Raw genomic sequence first — 16,477 nt, forward strand, 5'->3', positions numbered from 1 at the left:
GCCCCCGTCAGGGCACCTTGAGACCCCTCTCAGAGGCGGGCTACCATGCTCCAGAACCAAGTGGCGACCACTCCAAAAGCAAGTGGCGCGCTACAACCGCCAAGGGGGCGCTGCCCCCTTGGAACCCCCGCCGGGGGGACCAGGGGCCCCCCCGGACCCCCGCCGTGACTTAAAAACCCGCCAGGGGGATAAACCCCCTGGCGGGTTTTTGACTCATGGTGGGGTCTGGGGAGGCCCCCGGCCTCCCCAGCGGGGTTCCAAGGGGCGGCGCCCCTTGGCCGCGCCAGCGGGTCCCCGGTGGTTGGCGGGGTCAGCCCATGTAGGCGCCGGCGGTGCCGATGATGGTGGTGGCGATGCCCAGGGTGAAGTTGATGGTGATCAGGGTTTTCATGCGCTGGTGTTCGTTGGTGGCGGCGGCGGGTTGGCCGTTTTCCAGGGCTTTCATGAAGCGGCGCATGGGGCCGGCCTGGATCAGGGCGAACAGGATGGTCATCAGGCCGGCCAGGGTCATCATCAGGTGGACGTGTCCGGGGGCGGCGTAGAGGCCGCCGTAGAGTTTTTCGATGATGTACCAGCCGGTGCCCCACAGGATGGCGATGGCGCCCCACACCCAGGCGAAGAAGCGGGGCAGGGTGCCGTGCCACAGGAACAGGCGGTCATCGGGGCTGATCTCGGCCAGACCGGGTTTCAGGGCGATCAGGGCGAAGAACATGCCGCCGACCCAGACCAGGGTGGCCAGCACGTGCAGGGAGATGGCGGTGGCGTACATGCTTGGGCTCCGTCTTGGGTCCGGGGGCGACCGGTTCAGTATAGCAGCAGCTTGGCGCGGCGTCGGCTCTTGAGGCGGTGCGCCGCGCGCCCCACCTTGGGCGGACCATGTCCGATCCCGACAACCTGACCATCCGTGTCCTGTCCTCGCTGTCGGCGGTTGCGGCCGCCGACTGGGATGCCTGCGCCGGGGCCGACAATCCGTTTGTCAGCCATGCCTTCCTGAAGGCGTTGGAGGACTCGGGCTCGGTCGGCGCCGAGGCCGGTTGGCGGCCCCAGCATCTGGTGCTCGAGGACCCGGCCGGAGGGATGCTCGGGGCGGCGCCGCTGTACCTGAAAAGCCATTCCTTCGGCGAATACGTCTTCGACTGGGGCTGGGCCGATGCCTGGGAGCGCGCCGGCGGGCGCTATTATCCCAAGCTTCAGGGGGCGGTGCCCTTTTCGCCGGTGACCGGGCCGCGCCTGCTGGTCCGCCCGGGGGCGCGGGCGGCGTTTCACCGCCAGGCCCTGGCCGCCGGCATGGTGGAACTGGCCGGGCGGCTTGAGGTCAGTTCGCTGCACCTCACCTTCTGCACCGGGGAGGAGGCCGAGGAGTTGGCGCCGCTGGGCTTCATCCACCGCCTGGGCCAGCAGTTCCACTGGCGCAACGAGGGCTATGGCAGCTTCGACGATTTCCTGGCCGAGTTGGCCTCGCGCAAGCGCAAGGCGATCCGCAAGGAGCGCCAGACGGCCAACAGCCACGGCCTGACCATCCGCACCCTGAGTGGCGAGGACATCAAGCCGCGCCACTGGGACGCCTTTCACCGCTTCTATCTGGCCACCACCGACAAGAAATGGGGCGAGCCCTACCTCAGTCGCGATTTCTTCCATCGCCTGGGCCAGACCCTGGGCGACCAGGTGGTGCTGGTGATGGGTTTTGACGGCGACGGGCCCGAGGCCCCGGCGGTCTGCGGGGCGCTGAACCTGCGGGGCGGCGACAGCCTGTTCGGGCGCAACTGGGGGACCCTGGCCGAGTTGCCCTGCCTGCACTTCGAGGTCTGCTACTACCGGGCCATCGAGTACGCCATCGACCACGGCCTGACCTGGGTCGAGGCCGGGGCCCAGGGCGGCCACAAGGTGCAGCGCGGCTATCTGCCTCGGGCCACCCATTCGCTGCACTGGATCGCCCACCCCGGGTTCCGCGAAGCGGTGGCCGATTTCGTCGAGCAGGAGCGCCAAGCGGTGCACGCCGAGATCCACATCCGCACCACCGCCGGCCCCTTCCGCCAGGGGCGCTGACGCGCCCCGGTTTTTCCATCAGGCGGCGCTGACGCGCCCCGGTTCCTTCCATCAGGCGGCGCTGATGCGCCCTTAGTGATCCTCTTCCATGACGATGTAGCCGCAGGGGCATTCGGTGGCGCACATGCCGCAGCCCTTGCAGTACTCGTAGTCGAAGACGTAGTGGCTGCCGTCCTGGGCCTGCTCGATGGTCTTGATGACGGCGTTGTCCGGGCAATAGGTCCAGCAGTTGTCGCAGGCCAGGCAACTGCCGCAGGACAGGCAGCGGTTGGCCTCGGCGCGGGCCTCGGCGTCGGGCAGGGGGCCTTCGATCTCGTCGCTGTCGGTGCGCTGCTCGACCGGCAGCACCGGTGGTTCGCGGCGCGGCGCCGGCTCGTAGTAGGCCATGTTGAGGTGGTCGTAGGGCAGGGTGGGGCGGCGCTGGTGCACCGGCTCCTGGCCGGCCAGGAACAGATCGATGGCCTCGGCCGCCTTGCGCCCGTCGCCGATGGCCCCGGCGGCGGTGCCCCGGTCGCCCCGCGCGTCGCCGCCGACGAACAGGTCCGGGTGGCCGGGCAGGCGGCCCCACTCGTCGGCCGGGCGGAAATAGGGCGCCCCGCCGAGCAGGGCTTCGAAGCCGGTGGGGTCGACGTTCTCGCCAATCGCCGGGATCACCATGTCGGCGTGCAGGATGGTTTCGGTGCCCTCGAAGGCAACGCGCGACTTGCGTCCGCTGGCCCCGGGCAGCTTGCGCAGGCTGACCATCTCGATGCCCATCAGCTTGGAGCCACGCATCAGAAGGCGCTGGATGGTGCGATGGGGGTGGAAGATGATGCCTTCCTCGATCGCCTCGTGCAGTTCGCGCGGCACCACGTTGAGGATGTCGCCGGGCTCGGTGTCCGGGCCGGGCAGGCCGGAGGCGGTGACCAGATGGACCTCGGCCACGCCGGCCCGCTTCATCACCCGGGCCAGATCGACCGCGGTGTTGCCGCCGCCGTGGATGATCACCGAGGCCGGGGTGGGCACCTTGCCGTGGGCGATGAACTCCTTCAGCAGTTCCAGGGCCGGGCGGTGGTCGGTGGGTACCTGGCCGCCGACGCTCCAGTTCTTGGCCAGCCCGATGCCCGGCGCCAGGAAGACGGCGCGGTGTTCCTGGCGCAGGCGGGCCAGATCGGCCTCGTCGCCGAGCCGGGTGTGCGGCTTGAAGGTGATGCCGAGGTCGAGAATCCGGCCGATCTCGGCGTCCAGCACATCGCGCGGCAGGCGGGTCATGGGGATCGCCGAGCGCAACAGGCCGCCCGGTTCGGGCAAGGCGTCGATCAGGGTCACCTTGTGGCCGCGCCGGGCCAATTGGTAGGCACACGACAGGCCGCCCGGCCCGGCCCCGACCACGGCCACCGCCGCCGGCTCGGCCACCCCCTGGGCGCCGGGGAAGGACCAGTTGTTGAGGATCGCCTGATCGCCCAGCCAGCGCTCCAGGGCGTGGATGGCGATGGGGCTGTCGTAGTGGGTCCGGTTGCAGGCGGTCTCGCAGGGGTGCGGGCAGATGCGCCCGGTCACCGCCGGCAGGGGGTTGATGTGGGCGATGGTTTCCCAGGCCTCGCGCGGGTGGCCTTCCTGGAAGCGGGCCAACCACTCCTGGGCGTCCTCGCCGGCCGGGCAGGCGCCGTGGCAGGGTGCGGCCCAGTGCTTGTGGACCGGGCGCATGGTGCGCCAGTCGCCGGTCTTGAAGGCGAGCGAGGTTCCCGGCTCGGCATAGGCCCCACGGGTGAGCACCGGCATGATCGGGAGTCTCCTTCAGGTGTGAACGCGAAACGGGGTGGCGGGCGGATCGGGTCGGGGTGGCGGGTGAGCCGGGTCGGGGTGGCGGGTGGGCCGGGTCGGGGTGGCGGGTGAGCCAACTCAGGCGATCAGGCCGCCCCGGCGCACGGTGTCGGCGCCCTCGGTGTCGAGCGGGTCGGGCTCCTCGCCGAGCAGGTGGTAGGTGGCGATGTTGTGGTCGGCCAGGGCCTGCAGGTGTTCGCGCTCCTGGCGGGCCCGGTGGTCGTTCCCGAACAGGTGGCGGAAGCGGTTCTGGAGCTTGAGGTAGTCGCTGACCGGGCGGGGCTGGCGGATGGGCATCACCCCGGCCAGCTCGTTGCGCTCCAGCTCGACCACCGGGAACAGGCCGGTCTGCACGGCGAGGCGGGCGATCTCGATGGTCTTGGCGCCGTCGTGCCCCCAGCCCAGCGGGCAGGGGACGTGGAGCAGAAGGAAGGTCGGCCCCTCGATCTCGATGGCCCGGCGCACCTTGCGCCGAAGGTCGGCCGCGTAGGCCACCGAGGCCGAGGCGGCATAGGGCACATGGTGGGCGGCGATGATCTGCAACAGGTCCTTTTTCAGGTGCCGCTTGCCCATGCGCTGGCTGCCCGCCGGGCTGGTCGTGGTGGCGGCGGCGTGCGGGGTGCTGGAGGACCGCTGGATGCCGGTGTTCATGTAGGCTTCGTTGTCGAAGCACACGTAAAGCACGTTGTGGGTCCGCTCGAGCATGCCCGACAGGGCCTGGAAGCCGATGTCGAAGGTCGAGCCGTCGCCGCCGAAGGCCATCACCTTGGTCCGGTGGCCGCGTGCCTTCAAGGCCGCCTCCATGCCCGAGGCGACGGCGGCGGCGTTCTCGAACAGCGAGTGGATCCACGGCACCCGCCACGCCGACTGGGGCCACGGGGTGGTGAACACCTCCAGGCAGCCGGTGGCGTTGGCCACCATCACGTCGGGCCCGGCGGCTTCCATGACCAGCCGGGCGCCCAGGGCCTCGCCGCAGCCCTGGCAGGCCCGGTGGCCGGCCTCCAGGCCGCGGAAGCGGGGCTGGCGGCGGCGCAGTTCGGCCAGCTCGCCGCCCAGGGCCTGGGCATCGACCCCGGGGGCGGTCCCCACCCCGGCCGCCACCTTGCGCGACGGGGTTTCGGCCGGCGCGGCGGACTTGCCTTTGGCGCCACCAGATTTGGCGTCACCAGCTTTGGCGGTCTTCGCCTTGGCCGGCTTGCTGGCCGCCTTGGAGGGCGCTTTCTTGGCCGTTTCAGGGGTTTTCGCCATGGCGATGCGGTCTCTTTCGACGGACGGAATCAACGATCCTCGGCGGGCAGCTTGTCGAGCTCCACGTCGAAGATGCGGAACGGCTCCGGGGTCGTGCCCCGGGTGGCGGCGATCAGCTCGGGCAGCAACTCCACCGGCACGTCGCGGCCACCCAGGCCGACCGCGAAGTTGTGGATGCGCGGCCGCTTCTTGAGGTGGGCCAGGGCGGCGGTGACCTCGGTGCCGACGATGCCGCCAAGGCCCGGCGAGAAGGCGCGCTCCAGCACGATCAGGTCGTCCACGCCGTCGACCGCCTCGATCAGCGCCTCGGTCGGGAAGGGGCGGAAGCAGCGCAACTGGATGATCTTCACCGGCGTCTTGGCCAGCCCGTCGTTGAGCCCCTGGCGCAGGGTGGAGACCACCGAGCCCAGGGCCAGCACGGCGGTCTTGGCGCCCTTGGGTCCGTGGGTCTTGAGCAGCCCGCCCGCCGCGCGGCCGATGGCCTTCTCGTAGGCCGCGTCGATCTCCTCGATCACCGGCAGGGCCTTCTGCATGGCCCGGTGGTGGCTGTGGCGGACCTCGGTGAACCAGCCCGGGTCGACCAGGGTGCCGAAGCTTTTCGGCGCCTTGGGGTCGAGCCTGCGGGCGAAGTCGAACTCGGGCAGGAAGCGGTCGACCTTGGTCTGGCTGGGCAGGTCGATGGGCTCCAGGGTGTGGGTCAGCACGAACCCGTCGACGCAAACCATCACCGGCAGCTCGGTTGCCTCGGCGATGCGGAAGGCCTGGATGGTGCTGTCGACCCCTTCCTGGTTGTCGGCGCAGTAAAGCTGGATGCAGCCGCTGTCGCGAATGGCCATGCTGTCGGCCTGATCGTTCCAGATGTTGAGCGGCGCCCCGACGCTGCGGTTGGCGCAGGTGATGACCGCCGGAATGCGCAACCCGGCCATGTTGTAGAGCACCTCGCTCATCAGCATGATGCCTTGCGAGCTGGAGGCGGTGTAGGCCCGCGCCCCGGCCGCCGCCGCGCCGAGCACCACCGAGGCGGCCGAGAACTCGCTTTCCACGCTGACCAGCTCGCAGCCCATCTCGCCGTCGGCGACCAGCTTGGAGATGTTCTCCACGATGTGGGTCTGCGGGGTGATGGGGTAGGCGGCAACCACCCCCGGCCGGCACAGGGCGACCGCCCGGGCCAGGGCCTGGCTGCCTTCAAGCGCTTTCAGCACGGCGTGCCTCCTTGGTCGGCTGTTCCAGCACCAGACGGTTGGCCCAGGCCCCTTCGGGCACCGCCTCGGCGGCGCGGGCGACCAGTTTCTCGTTGCGGCGCAGAACTTCGCCCGAGAAACGCTCGCCCAGGGCCTTGGACAGGGCGCTCAACGGGAACAGCCCGGTAACGGTGAGGAAGGCGGCCAAAAGGGCCACGTTGGGGGTCGGGCGGCCGAGGTATTCCAGGGCCAGGGCGGTGGCCGGCAGGCTGAGGATGTCGAGGCCATGGCGGGCCGACAGGGTGGCCGCGTCCTCTGGTGCGTTGACCAGCACCCCGCCGCCCTTCAGCAGTCCGGCGGCGGTGCCCGGGATGTGCAGCAGGCTGTCGTCCTGAACGATCAGGGCGGCCGGATTGCGCACCTGCGAGCGGGCCAGGATGGGCCCCGGGGCGATGCGCACGAAGGCGGTCACCGGGGCGCCCCGACGCTCCGCCCCGAAGCTGGGGAAGGCCTGGCAGTGGGCGCCCTCGGCGAAGGCGGCGCTGGCCAGCAGATAGGCGGCGACCACGTTGCCCTGGCCGCCCCGGCCATGGATGCGGATCTCGATCACGTTACCTCCCCAGGTCTGGCACACAACGGGACCGGTGATGGTTCACACACACCCTGATCGCCTGACGGGAGTCTTGTCGCTCCCTGTGGTCCCACAACAGGGTATGGGGATGGCCCGCCGGCCGGACAAGGGGGCGGCGGTGGCTTACTTCTTCAGAGGGCCGGCCGACCGGGTGTCTCAGCGAATGCCGAGCACGGTGCGCACCTTCTCGTCGGTGATGGCGCGCACCAGCCGGGAAAAGCGCATCAGCACCTTGCGCAACACCGGGTCGGCGGCCGCCAGGCGGGTCTGGAAGTCGTCCTTGGGAATGATGCGGATGCAGGTTTCGGTCAGGCAGCGGGCGGTGGCGCTGCGCGGCATGTTGTCGATCAGCGCCATCTCGCCGATCACCTGGCCGATGGGGACGCTGGCGATGACCACCGTCGAGCCCTTCAGGTTGCGGGTCAGCTCGACCACCCCGGCCTCGACGATGAAAGCCGCATCGCCCGGGTCGCCTTCATGGAACAGGATGGTCCCGGCGGGAACGACCCGCGCCTCCAGTTCCGTTTCCACCGTCGCTTCCTCCACCGTCGCGTCGCTCACGGGGGGGGCCCTCCCTTGCCGTTCCCAGCCCCCTGGTGCTGCTCCGGTAACCAGTTGGCGGTGTTGCGTGTACCGGATTGGGGCCGGTCCATTGTGCGGACCCGGCGGCGACTGCGCAACCCCCGGGGACTCGGCCTCGAATCGCGGCTGGTGGATCGGGTGCCCCGACAGCGACAGCGGATCGTCGCCCCCGGCTCCCGGGCAAGAGAGACTTGACCGGGGTCGTGAAAGGGGAAACCCTGGCCCGGAAAGGGGCATGCCGGGTGACCGGGCCGCCTGCTTGGCGCCGGCGTTGGTGGGGGATCGAGTGATCGAGGTGCATTCCAACCCGGGCGGGGGTGCCCAGGGCGGCGGCAACGACGAACTTGGGCGGATTCCGCTGTTCGCCGGGCTGGCCCCGGCCGAGCGCGCGGCCATTGCCCGCCAGTGCCGCTGGCGCCGCTTCGCCGCCGGCGAGCAGATCATCGACCGCCAAAGCGAAAGCCGCGACGTGTTCTTCGTCGTTTCCGGGCGGGTGCGGGTGATCATCTATTCGGTGGCCGGGCGCGAGGTCACCCTGGACGACCTGCTGGCCGGCGACTTTTTCGGCGAGTTGGCGGCCATCGACGGCAATCCGCGCTCGGCCAGCGTGATGGCGCTGGAGGAAACCCGGCTGGCGGTGGTCGGCGGTTCCACCTTCCTTGATCTGGTGCTCGGCCGGCCAGCCCTGGCCCTGGCGGTGATGGCCCGCATGGTCGGCATCATCCGCAATTCCACCGACCGCATCATGGATCTGTCGACCCTGGGCGCCAACAACCGGGTGCATGGCGAGCTTCTGCGCCTGGCCCGGCTGGGCGATGGCGGCGAGGGGCCGCCGGTGATCCGCCCCATCCCGGTGCACAGCGATCTGGCCAGCCGCGTCTCGACAACCCGCGAGACGGTGGCCCGGGTGCTGAACGACCTGGCCCGGCGCGACATCGTGCGGCGCGAGCGCGATGCCCTGGTGATCGTCGATGCCGCCCGCCTGCACAAGATGGTCGAGGACGTGCGCGGTGATTGATCCTCGTCTGGGGCTTATTCAAGAGGGGGATCAGGATATGTGCCGGGCGTTTGACTTGCCGGCCGCTTTCTCCCATGATGTGGAGCATCGCTGCCGGCCCGTCCGGTAAATTCAGACATCTGTCCGCCAATTCCGGGCTCGGCAAGAGTTCTTTCCCAGGGTGACCGAAAGATGGCCAAGACCATTCTGATCGTTGAAGACAACGAGCTGAATATGAAGCTTTTCAACGATCTGTTGAAAGCCCATGGGTACGAGACCCTGCAAACCCGTGATGGCCGCGAGGTCATGGACATCGCCCGCCAGAATCGTCCCGACCTGATCCTGATGGACATTCAGCTGCCCGAGATTTCCGGCCTGGAGATCACCCGCATGCTGAAGGAGGACGACGACCTGAAGTCGATCCCCATCGTCGCCGTGACCGCCTTCGCCATGAAGGGCGACGAGGAAAAGATTCGCCAGGGCGGCTGCGAGGGCTACATCGCCAAGCCCATCTCGGTGGCCAACTTCCTGCAAACAGTGGCCAGCTTTCTGGAATAGTCCGCCAGTTTCCTGATATCAGTCTCCGCCAGTCGCCTCCTTGGCTTGGCGAGGGCAGACGAAAAAGGCCGCCCTGGAAAGGGCGGCCTTTTTGTCAGGCGGTAGGCGGCGTTGCCGCTACTTCATCTTGGTCTCGCGGAAGACCACGTGCTTGCGGGCCACCGGGTCGTACTTGCGGAACTCCATCTTCTGGGTATGGGTCCGCGGGTTCTTCTTGGCGATGTAGAAGAATCCGGTGCCGGCGGTGCTCTCCAGCTTGATCTGGATGGTGTTGGGCTTGGCCATGGCGGTTTGAACCGTTCGCTCGTCTTTAGGGGATGCGCCGCCCGTTCCCGACCGGCTCGGTCCGGGGAAGGGAGCGCGTGAAAGGCGATAAGGAAGGGCGCACAATACGCGCCCGCCGCCGGCTGTCAAGGGCCGATCACACCGGGACCCATCGCCGGACCCCATCGCCGGGACCCATCGCACCGCCGGGCGGTGGCGGCGCGCCCTTGGCGGTGCTTGGCCTTGTGGTCTGCCGGCCGGGCGGGCATTGTAGGGGGCGCATGCCCGCGTGGTTCGGCTGGCGAGGTACGGCGGAACGGCGCGGACCCCGCGAACGCCGCGCGCCCCGGGCGGTGCGCCACCGATCCCGGGATGGTGCCCCGGCCCCCTGACAGAAAGCGCAACCGCGACCCGCCATGGCCCAGGCTCCCCAGGCCCAAACCCCGCCGCCGCAACAGTCGCCCCCGCAGGCGGCGCAGCAACCGGCTCAGGCTCAGGCACAGGCGCCCTCGGCCCCGCGCGGCCCGGAGGCGGCGACCAAGGGTCCGGTGACCCTGCGCGACCGCTATCTGATCCATCCCGACAAGCCGCTGCCCGGGCTCGACATGCCCCATGCCAAGGCCTACGTCTGCGAGGACAAGCGCGACGCGGCGCGCAAGCTTTATGCCCTGATCTGCCAGCGCAACCTGACGCCCCGCATCAGTCTGATGCGGGCCATGCGCGGGGCTGGCGGCAACGACATCCTGACCCTGCACGAGTGGGGCGGGGTACCCTGGCCGGGCGGTGGCCGGGTCATCGGGCTGGTCTACGACCAGCCGATGGGCGGGCGGGTGATGAACGGCCTTGATGACACCTTCGAGCTGATCAACGACCGCGAATTCACCAAGCGCGTCTTGAAGCCGCTGACCAGCGCCCTGACCGAGATCGCCGTGATGGGCGTGTCGCACCGGGCGATCCGGGTCGACAACCTCTATTTCATGGACAAGGAGCGCCAGCATCTGGTGCTCGGCGACTGCTGCTCGGTGCCCCCGGCCTACGACCAGCCGGCCATCTACGAGCCCATCGCCTCGGCCATGTGCAACCCGGAGGGGCGGGGCCCGGGCTCGGTGCGCGACGACTGCTATGCCCTGGGGGTGACCCTGCTGGTCCTGCTGCTGGGCCGCAGCCCGGTGCGCAACATGTCCCATCAGGAGATGATCCGGGGCAAGGTGCTGCTCGGCAGCTACGCCACCCTGATTGGCGACAACCGCGTGCCGCTGCCGCTGATCGAGGTGTTGCGCGGCCTGCTCAGCGACGACGAGTCGGACCGCTGGGGGGTGGAGAAGCTGGAGCTGTGGTTCAATGGCCGGCGCACCACGCCGCTCATGCCGCGGCCCCAGAAGCGCGCCCAGCGCTCCCTCAAGGTCGGCAAGTACGAGTGCTACTCGCTGCCCGAGGTCGGGCTGGCGCTCAGCGAACTGTGGACGGACGCCTTGCCGATCCTGCTCGAAGGGCGGCTGGAGACCTGGCTCAGGCGCGGCCTGGAGGACATCCATCGGGCCGATCTGGTGGGCAGCGCCATGGCCCAGCACGCCGCCGGCACCAAGACCCAGACCACCGATGCCCTGCTGTCGTACATGTCGGCCCTGCTGCTGCCCGGGGCGCCGCTGCGCCACGGCAAGCTGACCCTGATGCCGGAGGGCTTCGGCACGGCGCTGGCGGTGACCATGTCCAACAAGGGCGACACGGCGCCCTTCATCGACATGATCAAGGGCGAGGTGGTGCGCCGTTTCCTGGCCGCCCAGGAGACCTACGACGCCACCTCGAGCCAGCTTGAGAGCCGTTTCCGCGAGCTTGAGAACTATCTGCGCCAGGCCGGCGCCGGCAACGGCATCGAGCGCTGCCTGTACGAGATGAGCGACGACCAGGCCTGCCTGTCGCCCTTCTTCGAACACGATTTCGTCTACGAGATCCGCGAGCTTCTGCCGGCGCTGGACAACGCGGCGCGGCGCGCCGACAGCAAGACCTGGCCGGTCGACCGCCACGTGGCGGCCTTCGTGGCGGCCCGCTACGGCCGCGACACCCATGCCCAGATCAGCGCCCTCAACGACCCCGACCCGGCGCTGGCCACCCTGTCCATGCTCTCCGTCCTGGCCGTCCTGCAATGGCGCCTGGGGCCGGAGCAGTTGCCCGGCCTGCTCAGTTGGCTGGGCAACCTGATGGGCCCGGTGCTGGAGAGCTACCACAGCCGCGAACGGCGCCGGAAGCTGGAGAAGGACATCCCCCGGGTGGTCCGCAAGGGCAGCCTGACCGAGCTGTTCAACCTGCTCGACAACCGCGAGGAGCGGGCCCGCGACGAGGAGGAGTTCGCCATCGCCCGGGCTGAGTACCAGGGGTTGGCGCGGCGCATCAACGACATCGAGCAGGGCCGCATCGGGCGCGACGAGCGGGCCACCCGCAACGGTCAGCAGGCGGCCGCGTTGATCGGCTTTTCCATCACCCTGATCACGGTTACCCTCAGCCTGTTGGCCCACATGTTCTAGTCACCGTGGTCCCGGGCGCTCCCGGGTCGCTCTCAATTTCCTTGTCCCCCAGTTCCCTTGTCCCCCAGTTCCCTTGTATCCAGGTATGTCGCCCCGATGGCCGCCAAGCCCGCCCCCAAGAAAGCTCCCAAGGCTCCCGCCAAGCCGGCCGCCGGCAAATCCAAGGGCGGCGGGCTGGGCATGCGGCTGGCCTTTGTGCTGATCATCGCGGTGATGTTCCTGTTCTTCATGCCGACCGTGGTGCTGCTGGCCTTCGCCATGCTGCCGACCATGGTGGCGGTGGTCGTCGACCGCTCGCCGGACAAGCTGTCGGCCTTCACCATCGGCGGCTTCAACTTCGCCGGGGTGGCGCCCTACCTGCTCGACCTGTGGTTCGGCGAGCACAACGTCACCGTGGCGCTGGATACGCTGAGCGACCTGGTGGCGCTGATCGTCATCTATGGGGCGTCGGCCCTGGGCTGGGTGCTGCACTTCAGCGCCCCGGCGGTGGTCGGCACCTACATGGCGCTGACCTCGACCCAGCGGCTGGCCCGCTTCAAGGCCGAGCAGAAGCAATTGGTCGAGCTGTGGGGGCCGGAGGTGACCACCTTGCCCAAGCCGCCCAAGAAGAAGGGGCGCCCGGCTGGCTGAGGCGGGGCGGCTTACCGGCAGCCGCCGTGCTTGCCCTGCAGGGTCTGGCCGTAGAAGGCCTGGACCTGGGCCAGGGGCACGTTGTCCTTGGCCGCGATGTCGCGGTAGGTGGCCATGCGCTTGGCGTTGACGTCGGCGATCAGGCCATCCACCCCGGGCCCGCCGGCGGCCTTGTGGATCAACCCGTCGCGCCCCTCGCAGACCATGCCCTGGGCCCGGGCCTGATCGAGGCCGACGGCAAAGGCTGGGTCGCTGGCCAGCAGCAAGGCGGCCAGGGCGGCCCCGGCAAGCAGGGGGAGGCGGCGGCGGGAAAGACGGCGGCTGGGCATGGCGGTGGGCCTCGCTCGGGCGGGGATCAGAAGATTTCGGGGTTCTCTTGGAGAACCTGCTCCACGTCGCGTTCAAGCCGGACGCGCACGTCCTGCTCGATCTTGATGTTCATGTTGATGACGATCGGCTTGTCCGGCGCCTCCACCTTGACCGTCGGCGAGCAGGCCGGGCCGACCAGCAGGGCCGCCATCAGAAGACCGGCCAGCAGGGCCGGGCGGCGGGGCGATGAAGGCGGCCGGGAAGGCAAGGCGGCGGTCATGGTCGGTCAGGCTCCGGACACGGGCGGGACGACGCAGCATAGCGCCGACCCGTTCTCGATGGAACCGATGATGGGCCGCGATCATGGCGAGACTGGGGCGGCACCTGGGGCGGCACCTGGGGCGGCAACCGGCTCGGACTCCGGGGCCACGGGCGGCGTGCCTTCTCCCAGCGCCCGGCGCACCCGTTCGGTGGCGTCGTAGCTGGCGAAGCCGCCGCGCGCGATGTCGATCAACTCGCCCTCCACGCTCAGGTTGTATTCGAAGGGATAGCCGTCATAAAGATCCGGGTTGGCCCCGTTGACGTGCAACGCCACCCGACTGTTCCGGCCCACCCCGCCGGCCACCTCCAGGCCCAGGCTTTGATAGTGGAAGTTGTCCAGGGCGCGGGCCAGCAGAGCCAGGCTTTCGCCGCGCAGGGCCAGCGGGTTGGGGCCGTCGGGGCGGTAGCGCAGGATACCCGGCTCCGTCGCCTTGAGGTGCGAGGGAGCGAGGTAGACATCGCCCCGCTCGAGTCGCAAATGCAACTGGCCGGTCAGCGCACCGCTGGCGATCAACCCGTCGAGCTGGCTCAACCGGCTGAGCTCGCCGAGGTCCACCGAGACGACGTCCAGATCGACCGCCCCGGCCGACAGATCGAGCGGAATGGTGGTCGGCTCGGCCAGGGTCAGGCTGCCCCCGGCCAGCCCCACGGTGGCTCCCTCCAGGGCCAGCCGGGGCGGGCTCCCCGGGCTGTCCGGGGCGGCCAGATGGAAGGTCAGCCGGGCCTCGGGCAGGGGAATGCCGGCCTCGATGACCTGCGCGGTGACCATCTGCCCGGGCGGCGTGGTGGGCGGCAGCAGACCGTCCAGCGAGACCGCGCCATCGACCCCGGAGAGGGCCAGGAAACCGCGCCGCACCTCGACATCGGCCAGGGTGACGATGAGGTCGGGCACCAAGTCAAGACCGTCCTCGCCCAGGCCACCGCGGAGGGTGCCGCTAAGCCCCAGGGTGCCGCTCAGGGCCGAGACATAGCGCGGAATCAGGGTATGCAAATCGGGGGCCGGGAACTGCCCCGGCTGGCGGCCCAGGGGCAGTGGCGGGACCTCCAGATCAAGCTCGAAGGCGCCCCCCAGATCGACCACCGTGCCGGCGACGCGGGCCAACGGCTGGTCGGTGGCATCGGCCAGCGTCAGGTCGATCCGGTCCGCCTGGCCGGCGCGGCGCTCGGCCGACAGGGTGATGTGGTAGGGTCGGCGCGGGCTGCGCTGGTTGGCGCTGTCGGCCAGCCCGGGCGGTTCCAGGGGCAGGCGGGGCAGACGGCCGGCCAGCCGGAGGTCCAGGCCCCGCGCATCGCCGCTGGCTTCCAGGGCCAGCGCCTCGGCGGCCAGCATCGGGTGGGCGACGGCCAGCCCGTCGCCCGAGACCTGCCAGCCCTTTGGTCGCCAGTCCACATCAAGGCCGGCGCCGCCCAGGGTGATGGCGCCGGCCGGGTCGTCGAGCTTGAGGTCGAAGGCGCCCAGCGGCAGGCGGAGCCGATCCGGCGACAGCCGGGCCGGCCCGGCCAGGGCCACGGCGAAGGGGGCCAGACGCCGCGCGCCGGGCAGGGTCAGGGCGCCGCTCTCCAGCCGCGCCCGGGACAGGGTCAGGGCGTCGTCGGTGCCGCGCCCGCGCGCGGTGACGACCAGCGGCCCGCCGGCGATGTCGCCCCGGGTCAGCCCGGCGACCTCGCCGCGCAGGGCCTCCGCGATCATCTCCAGTGGGCCATCGGGATCGGCGCGGCCGACCTCGCCGCGCAGGGACAGGCGGGGGGCGGCGAGGACGATGTCCTCCAGGCGGGCGCTGTCGGCCGCCACCTCCAGGCGCTCCAGGCGCAGCCGGCCGGTGCCGGACGGAGTGACGTCGTTCAGGCCGGCGGCCAGGGTGAGACGGGGTTCGGTGATCCGGCCCCCGGCCAGATCGAGCCGGGTCAGGGCCAGATCGGCCGTGAGGTCGCCGCTCAGCCGGCCCTCGGCCCAGGCCGCCTCGGCCAGGGTCAGGGTGCCCCGGGGAAGGTCCGGGGCGACGGCGCCCGGGCTCAGGGCCACCTCGGCGCGGCCCAGGGCCCAGCGGCCGCCGGCCAGCATTCGGCCCGCCGCCCGGGCGGCGACCAGAGGGGCGCCGGCGCGGTCCACAAGGTCCAGCGACAGAGCCCCCTCGGCCCACGGGCCGTCATCGTCCAGCCCGGCGGCAAGCGGCTCGGTCAACCCCACCTCGACCCGCGCCACGCCATCGAGCAGGGGGCGCGCCGGGGCCGGCACCGGGACCCAGGCCCCGACCAGCCGCCGCCAGGGCAGGCCGCTGAGGGTCAGCCGGCTGTCCGGCGCGAGGTCGAGGCCCGGCTGCCCGGTCAACCGACCCTGGCCGGCCAGCACCGCCTCGGCCGACCAGTCGCCGGCCTTAAGGCGAACGGCGCCGTCTCCCTCGGCCCGCCAGCCGTCGGCGGCCGGGGAGACGGTCAGGCGGATCGGCGCCAGCTCCAGCGAGACGGCGGCCGGCGCTGGCAGTCCGGGCAGCGCCGTGGCCAGCCGGGCGGCCAGGGCGGGAGCCAGCGGCGCCACCGCCAGCCGGCCGGGCGCCATCTCTAGCCGCAGGGCGCCATCGACCATGGCCACCTTGAGGTCGAGCTGGCCGGACAGGGCGTCGCTGAGGCCGGGAACCGGCACCGCCTCGGCGGTCAGGGTCAACGCCGCCTGGGCGGTCAGATCGCCTGGGTCGGCCGGCGGCAGGACACGCCCGGCGAGCCGCGCCGTGGTCGCCACCCGGGCACTCAGGCCGGGGCCCCGGGCAGTGCCGGAAAGCTCAAGGGAAAGCGTCTCGGCGGTCTCCAGGCTGGCCGCAAGGTCGGCGCTGAAGGTGCCCCGGGGGGTGGTCAGGGTGGCGGCCAGGGCTTCCACCGCCCCCCGCGCCAGCGGCAACTCAGGCAGCACCGAATCACCGTCGCCGCCGCCCGGCCGCCACACCTCGCGCCCACCGACCGCCAGCCGGCTGCCATCCCAGTCGGCGGCCACGGTCACCGCCTTCAGATGTAGCGACTCGATGCGGCGCTCTTCCCAGGCCACCCACGGATCGAGCCGGACAATCCCTCCGTCCGCCGTGATCGCGCCGCCGAACAGGCTCAGGCGAGCCAGGCGCACCGTGGCCCGCCAGTCCTCGCCCTGGCGCCTCACCGTCACCGCCAGCCCGTCCAGCCCGGCCGGGCCCAGCCCCCGGGCCTCCAACTGGCGGACCACCGCCGGCGCGACCAGCCGCTCGAGCACGACCGGCCAGGCCGCCCACAGGCCCAACCCGCCCAGCAGGGGCAGGCCAACCACCACGGCGGCCACCAGAAGCATCAGGCGGGAACGGGTCAGGCGCACGGGTTCTCCCCGGATTGTCCGGTCAACGGGCGGACCGTTATACTAGAGCAG

Annotated in this window: 15 protein-coding genes; 5 read left to right on the forward strand and 10 right to left on the reverse strand. The window is 70.7% G+C overall.

Features of this window, described 5'->3' with window-relative positions; translation table 11 throughout:
- Positions 1-310: 310 nt before the first annotated feature.
- Entirely contained in the window at positions 311-769 is a 459-nt protein-coding gene (locus BLR95_RS05195) for a CopD family protein (RefSeq protein WP_092616554.1), read from the reverse strand.
- 107 nt (positions 770-876) lie between these two features.
- Here BLR95_RS05195 and BLR95_RS05200 point away from each other — a divergent pair, with 107 nt between their 5' ends.
- A complete protein-coding gene (locus BLR95_RS05200; RefSeq protein WP_092616557.1) occupies positions 877-2,046 on the forward strand; it encodes a GNAT family N-acetyltransferase in 1,170 nt (389 codons plus the stop codon).
- 72 nt (positions 2,047-2,118) lie between these two features.
- On the opposite strand, the gene BLR95_RS05205 is transcribed toward BLR95_RS05200, so the two are convergent.
- The 5 genes from BLR95_RS05205 to BLR95_RS15705 all read right to left on the reverse strand — a co-directional run bounded on the left by BLR95_RS05205 (position 2,119) and on the right by BLR95_RS15705 (position 7,470).
- A complete protein-coding gene (locus BLR95_RS05205) occupies positions 2,119-3,807 on the reverse strand; it encodes an FAD-dependent oxidoreductase (protein ID WP_092616560.1) in 1,689 nt (562 codons plus the stop codon).
- Positions 3,808-3,927: 120 nt separating this feature from the next.
- Complete coding sequence (locus BLR95_RS05210; RefSeq protein WP_092616563.1) at positions 3,928-5,097, reverse strand: thiamine pyrophosphate-dependent enzyme; 1,170 nt, start codon at positions 5,095-5,097, stop codon at positions 3,928-3,930.
- Between the two features lie 29 nt (positions 5,098-5,126).
- Positions 5,127-6,299, reverse strand: coding sequence for a pyruvate ferredoxin oxidoreductase (locus tag BLR95_RS05215; RefSeq protein ID WP_092616566.1), 1,173 nt, complete (start codon positions 6,297-6,299; stop codon positions 5,127-5,129).
- A complete protein-coding gene (locus BLR95_RS05220; protein WP_092616569.1) occupies positions 6,283-6,888 on the reverse strand; it encodes a 2-oxoacid:acceptor oxidoreductase family protein in 606 nt (201 codons plus the stop codon). Before BLR95_RS05220 ends, BLR95_RS05215 begins: the two co-directional genes overlap by 17 nt.
- A gap of 177 nt (positions 6,889-7,065) precedes the next feature.
- Positions 7,066-7,470, reverse strand: coding sequence for a cyclic nucleotide-binding domain-containing protein (locus BLR95_RS15705; RefSeq protein WP_176787634.1), 405 nt, complete (start codon positions 7,468-7,470; stop codon positions 7,066-7,068).
- Between the two features lie 307 nt (positions 7,471-7,777).
- Between BLR95_RS15705 and BLR95_RS05230 the strand changes: the two genes are divergently transcribed.
- Positions 7,778-8,509: a Crp/Fnr family transcriptional regulator gene (locus tag BLR95_RS05230; RefSeq protein WP_245689278.1), complete on the forward strand. Its 732-nt coding sequence runs from the start codon at positions 7,778-7,780 to the stop codon at positions 8,507-8,509.
- A gap of 171 nt (positions 8,510-8,680) precedes the next feature.
- Complete coding sequence (locus tag BLR95_RS05235) at positions 8,681-9,046, forward strand: response regulator (RefSeq protein WP_092616575.1); 366 nt, start codon at positions 8,681-8,683, stop codon at positions 9,044-9,046.
- Positions 9,047-9,163: 117 nt separating this feature from the next.
- Here the strand turns inward: BLR95_RS05235 and rpmG are convergent, their stop codons facing one another.
- Positions 9,164-9,331 carry a 50S ribosomal protein L33 gene (rpmG, locus tag BLR95_RS05240; protein ID WP_092616578.1) on the reverse strand — a complete coding sequence of 56 codons (168 nt, stop codon included), beginning with the start codon at positions 9,329-9,331 and terminating at the stop codon, positions 9,164-9,166.
- Between the two features lie 395 nt (positions 9,332-9,726).
- Between rpmG and BLR95_RS05245 the strand changes: the two genes are divergently transcribed.
- On the forward strand, positions 9,727-11,832 hold the full coding sequence (locus BLR95_RS05245) for a protein kinase family protein (RefSeq protein ID WP_143130937.1): 2,106 nt from the start codon (positions 9,727-9,729) through the stop codon (positions 11,830-11,832).
- 96 nt (positions 11,833-11,928) lie between these two features.
- On the forward strand, positions 11,929-12,462 hold the full coding sequence (locus BLR95_RS05250) for a hypothetical protein (protein ID WP_092616583.1): 534 nt from the start codon (positions 11,929-11,931) through the stop codon (positions 12,460-12,462).
- Positions 12,463-12,473: 11 nt separating this feature from the next.
- Here the strand turns inward: BLR95_RS05250 and BLR95_RS05255 are convergent, their stop codons facing one another.
- The 3 genes from BLR95_RS05255 to BLR95_RS05265 form a co-directional block, all read right to left on the reverse strand.
- A complete protein-coding gene (locus BLR95_RS05255; RefSeq protein ID WP_092616586.1) occupies positions 12,474-12,791 on the reverse strand; it encodes a DUF1318 domain-containing protein in 318 nt (105 codons plus the stop codon).
- Between the two features lie 26 nt (positions 12,792-12,817).
- Entirely contained in the window at positions 12,818-13,051 is a 234-nt protein-coding gene (locus tag BLR95_RS05260) for a YnbE family lipoprotein (RefSeq protein WP_092616589.1), read from the reverse strand.
- Positions 13,052-13,132: 81 nt separating this feature from the next.
- A complete protein-coding gene (locus BLR95_RS05265) occupies positions 13,133-16,426 on the reverse strand; it encodes an intermembrane phospholipid transport protein YdbH family protein (RefSeq protein WP_092616592.1) in 3,294 nt (1,097 codons plus the stop codon).
- Between the last annotated feature and the right edge of the window lie 51 nt (positions 16,427-16,477).

This window comes from Roseospirillum parvum, assembly GCF_900100455.1.
Lineage (GTDB): Bacteria > Pseudomonadota > Alphaproteobacteria > Rhodospirillales > Rhodospirillaceae > Roseospirillum > Roseospirillum parvum.